Genomic DNA, 4819 nt, shown 5'->3' with positions numbered 1-4819 from the left:
GTTTGATATGTGGATTGAACTCAACTGGTAAGGGTGAAGTTTTTCCGTATTCAGAAACGAGAATGACTTTTTTGGCTCCTTTAAATTTTTGCATATCTTCAGGATTGGCATAGATAACATCTTCTTTAAATGTTTTAAATTTTTCAAGAGTTTCACATCGTGATGTTTGATTCGCATTGTTATAGTGAGGAAGAATCCTTCCTGTTGTTAAATAAAAGCTCGAAACTTCCCTATTTTCAATTAGTTCTTTTACCATTCCTCTTAGTTTATACTGTGAATAAAACAGATTGGCTTTGCCGTTTTCTGTTGGAAAACCGTTCTTAAAAAGAATTGGTGTTCCTCTACCGTTTTTGACAGGCCATTGAGGAGCGTTGAGTATGTTTTCTTTTAACAATTTATAGTCTGCTCCACCAAATCTTTTAGGTGCTGCTCTCCTTAAATCATTCCATACTTCTTCTGTTGAACGGAAGCCAAAATCTTTCCCCAATTTTTTAGAGACTTCAGCTATAACTTCCCAGTCATCTGGTAAATCAGAATTGAATATTGGTTCTGAAAGATGTAATCTTCTTTCTGCATTAATGTAAACTCCCGTTTTCTCGTAGCAGCTTTTTACACCAAAAATAACATCTGCAAATTCTGTAACCTGACACGGGAAGAGTTCATTAACAATCAGAAAGTCTAATTTTCCGAGAGCTTCTCTAATCTTTTTCTGATTAGGGTGAACGTGAGCAATATCTTCTCCCATAACCCATAGAGCTCTTATCTTCCCTTCTAAAATGGCATCTATTACTTCAGGAGTTTTATAACCTTCTACTTCAGGTTTTCTATAGTCAGGTAAGAAATAAGGAAGCATTCCAACATCACATGCCCCCTGAACGTTATTTTGGCCCCTTAAAGGAAGAAGCCCACAACCTTCCTTTCCGATATTTCCTGTTAAGATGGCAATATTTGCTATTGCTGCAACGGACTCGCTTCCATCAGTATGTTCTGTTATCCCTAATCCCCACATAAAAATAGTTCTTTTTTGAGAAATTTCCTCAGCTATCCGGTAGATTTCTTCTGTTATGTACTCATATCCCGGAATTTTTTTGAAGACTTCTGGCTTAGCCCATTCATCTGATAGGAGCTTATTCTTAAATTCTTTGAAGTTTGAAACGTTTCTTTCGATGAAATTTCTATCATAAAGCTCATTCTCTAATATTGTTCTTGTTAGAGCGTTAAGAAAAAGAAGATTTGATTCAAATGGTATTGTGAGTTTATATTTTGCAAATTTAAAAAGTCCTATTTCTCTAACATCAAGAACTGCAAGTGGAACTCCTTTTTGTGCCTGTTCAATAACTCTGTGGCTTACTATTGGATGAGCTTCAGTTGTATTTGAGCCTAAGATAAACAGAAACTCGGCGTTGTATATTTCATCAAATGGAATTGAAGCCGCTCCTTCCCCTACAGTTGCCCTTAGTCCTTTTAGAGACGGAGCGTGACATATTCTGGCGCAATTGTCTACGTGTGGAGAGCCGATTACTTCTCTGGTGAATTTTTGAAATAGGTAAGCGCTTTCACAGTTTGTTCTTGCTCCTCCAATGGCTGCAAAAGAACTCCTGCCAAACTCTCTAATTATATTCTTCAACTTTTCTGCAACTATACTGTAGGCTGTTTGATAAGGAACAACAAAGAAGCCGTTCCTCTCTTTGAATTTACTTTTATCTATTCTAAACTCTTCCAGAATTTCTTCTTTTACTAAAGCTCCTTTTATTCTTTCAGGGTGGTTGACAAATTGGTGACCAAAACGTCCTTTTATACACAATTTCCCTTTACTGACAGTGCCTTCTTTCAACGGAACGACTTCGTTCTTGTGGTTAAATCCGAGTTCACAACCTACGCCGCAGTAGGTGCAGACTGTCCTTCTCAATTGTTCCTCCTGAGACAGTGTAGAGAATTAAAGATATCATAGAATGGGCTATGAGGAACAAATTTATTATATTAGAACGTTCCTAACATTACAACACTTGACACATTCTAATGTTTTAACTATATTACCCGATACATTCCCTCCTTCCAGTTCCCATGGTACCCTCCTGAGCCGGCTTAGGCCGGCTTACTCCTTCAACTTGAAGATATTTTTATTAATTGGTACGTTTAGTTTTATCTCTTTTATGATGAACGTTTCTTCTGTACCATCTCTCTGTATGGTCTTAAATGATTTAAGTTTTTCTTTTTTAAAGAAAAAGATAAGTTTTTTGAAAAATAGATTTTTATCTTTAGCTTCAAGTTCGCAGATTTCAGAGTTTTTACTTTTTTGGGTTTTAACAACCCGGTATTTATCTAAAAATATTTCCGGAGATTCTGCAAGCAGTAAAAGAGGAAACAGATCTGTAGTTTCACTAAGTGAATAAATCTGGCAGGAACCATCGTCAAAGCAGGTTTCTATTGATTTTCCATCTGAAATAATTTTCATTTTACTTCCCCATGTATAATGCCACATGAACTGAAGAGGTCTTTTATAGAAGATTTCCCCTTTGTAAAGGGTAACATTATTTCCAGCAATAGGTAGGGATGTTTTTTGACTGAAGAGTATATATGCTGTATTCGTTCCTTTAAAAAGATTGGTTATTACCTTGCAAGGTTCATTACCCCATGAGGGTGTAACAAATAGAAGGGTTATTAAAGCGAGAGAAAGGGCCTTCACAATAACCTCCAGGCCATTAAATTTAACTGAAACCTCCTTTAAAGGGGAAGCAGTGAGAGTTGTAGGTGGAAGGTATAAAGGAAGATTAATCAAGTCAATGCCTAAGAGGGAAGACACGAAACTTTTGAGACCGACAACAGAGAGAGTTAAAGAGTCTGTTTTTTCGATACTTAACAATTATCTGGAAGGAACCAGATTTTTGGATCTTTTCGCCGGGACTGGTGCTGTAGGAATAGAAGCTTTAAGCCGAGGGGCTGATAAAGTGGTTTTTGTTGAAAATGACAGACGCTTTTGCAGGTTAATAAGGGAAAACCTTAAAAGACTGAGGATCCCGGAAAATAAGTATGAAATTATCTGTTCGGATTACATAGATGCTCTAAAAAGACTGGCGAAAAAAGGTCAGGTTTTTGACTTTATTTATGCTGATCCTCCTTATGAAAAGGGCTATTATACTAGGGTTGTAAATATGGTTAGAAGGTTGGGATTGTTGGATAGAGATGGTCTTTTGATTTTGGAAGAACCTAAAAAGAATCCTTTTATACCTGAAGATGAAAAATGGTTGGTTGAGAAGAGAAATTACGGAACAACTACAGTTAGCTTTCTTAATTTTAATCCTGAGGAGGAGTAATGTTTGAAATATCTAAAGTTTTTGAGTTTTCCGCTGCTCATTCAGTTCACTCCCAGAAGTTAAACCCCAGATGGGCGGGAACTTCTTACCCAAAGTGCCGTCGTCTTCCTGGTCATGGTCATAACTATAAACTTGTAGTTTATCTGCAGTCTGATGGTTTGGATGATTCCCAGATGGTTACAGACTTTACTCACTTAAAATGGTTGAAGGATTTTGTTGATGATTGTTTCGATCACAAACTGATACTGGGAAGTGATGATCCGGCTTTTGAAGTTTTCCTCGAGAAAGTTGGCATTTTAAAGGAGGGAACCTTAAGTGTTCCTTTTGGAGAGGCAGACTTTGTGGCTGTAAATGGAGATTATCAGGTAAAAACAGGGAAGGTTTCTACACTTGGTCTTGACCAGGTTAAAGAGTTCCTGTTTTTTACTTTTAATAATTATTACTCCTTTGAGAAAACAGCTGTTACGGATTTTTATCAGAGACTTATAGATGGACTGGCTTTTTTTAGAGGATCTCCCACTTCGGAAAACCTTGCTCGATTTTTCTATAAATTTATCTCTGAAAACGTTAAACCCCTCGGAGTTGAGTGTTCAAAAGTTGAAGTTTATGAAACTCCAAATTCATGTGCTTCATTCAGTGAAAAATGAAGGAGAGATTGAAAACAGTTCCGGAGCTTCCGGGAGTTTACTTGTTTAAAGATGAAAATGGAAACGTTCTTTACGTTGGAAAAGCTAAGTCTTTAAAGGACAGGCTCTCTTCTCATTTTTCTGCAACTGATCCGAATGACAAAAGCTATAGGATTATAAAAGCCTCCAGTGATTTTGACTATATAGTTGTAAGGAGTGAAAGAGAGGCCTTAGAGCTTGAGGCTGAGCTTATAAAAAGACATTTGCCTCCTTTTAACGTTCTTTTAAAGGACGATAAGAGCTATCCCTATCTGGTTATTACAGATGAAGATTTTCCAACAATTAAGATTACTCGTAAAAAAGATCCTGTAAAAGGGGAAAAGTTCGGTCCATTTATTCCTCCTAAAAATGCGAGGAAACTCAAGGATCTTCTACACAGAGTATTTAAACTTAGAAAGTGTAAGGAGCTGAAAAGAAGAGAAAAGCCCTGTCTTCAGTTTTATATAGAGAGATGTACAGCTCCTTGTGCTGGTAAGATAAGTAAAGAAGATTATCGGAAACAGGTTGATGGAGCACTTTCATTTCTGAGTGGAGATGTTAAAGGGTTAATAAGGAGGCTTTATTTTGAGATTGAGAGAGCAGCAGAAAATCTGGAGTTTGAAAGAGCTGCTTTTCTTAGAGATCAACTTTTAGCAGTTAAGGAAATTTATTCCCGTAGTTCTCTTCTTTTCGATTCTTATCCCAATTGCGACATTTTTTATCTTGAAGAACGAAACGGAATTTTTAGTGGGGTTAAATTAACCGTTAGAAATGGAATGATTTATGGAAGGGAAACGTTTTCCTTTGATCCTGTTGATCCTTGGGAGGAGAAACTGTTAG

General features: G+C 36.8%; 5 protein-coding genes. 3 read left to right on the top strand and 2 right to left on the bottom strand.

Going from position 1 to position 4819, the window contains the following annotated elements; all coding sequences use genetic code 11:
* Together MV676_RS03895 and MV676_RS03890 are read right to left on the bottom strand one after the other, a co-directional pair.
* Positions 1-1909 (bottom strand): molybdopterin-dependent oxidoreductase (locus MV676_RS03895; protein ID WP_297445438.1); only part of this gene is annotated, 1909 nt, incomplete at its 3' end.
* 186 nt (positions 1910-2095) lie between these two features.
* Positions 2096-2686, bottom strand: a complete 591-nt coding sequence (locus MV676_RS03890; RefSeq protein WP_297445436.1) for an outer membrane lipoprotein carrier protein LolA — start codon at positions 2684-2686, stop codon at positions 2096-2098.
* A 52-nt stretch (positions 2687-2738) separates the two neighbouring features.
* Here MV676_RS03890 and rsmD point away from each other — a divergent pair, with 52 nt between their 5' ends.
* From rsmD to MV676_RS03875, 3 genes are all read left to right on the top strand, one after another.
* A complete protein-coding gene (gene rsmD / locus MV676_RS03885; RefSeq protein WP_297445434.1) occupies positions 2739-3314 on the top strand; it encodes a 16S rRNA (guanine(966)-N(2))-methyltransferase RsmD in 576 nt (191 codons plus the stop codon).
* Positions 3314-3961 carry a 6-carboxytetrahydropterin synthase gene (locus MV676_RS03880; protein WP_297445433.1) on the top strand — a complete coding sequence of 216 codons (648 nt, stop codon included), beginning with the start codon at positions 3314-3316 and terminating at the stop codon, positions 3959-3961. The genes rsmD and MV676_RS03880 overlap by 1 nt, the downstream gene beginning before the upstream one ends.
* Before the next feature lie 8 nt (positions 3962-3969).
* The coding region (locus tag MV676_RS03875; protein ID WP_297445432.1) for a GIY-YIG nuclease family protein at positions 3970-4819 on the top strand (850 nt) is incomplete at its 3' end.

The sequence above is a fragment of the Desulfurobacterium sp. genome (genome assembly GCF_027028515.1).
In the GTDB taxonomy this organism is placed as follows: Bacteria; Aquificota; Aquificia; order Desulfurobacteriales; family Desulfurobacteriaceae; genus Desulfurobacterium_A.
The sequence above is the reverse complement of the archived record's forward strand: the minus strand, read 5'-3'. Positions and strand labels throughout refer to the sequence as shown.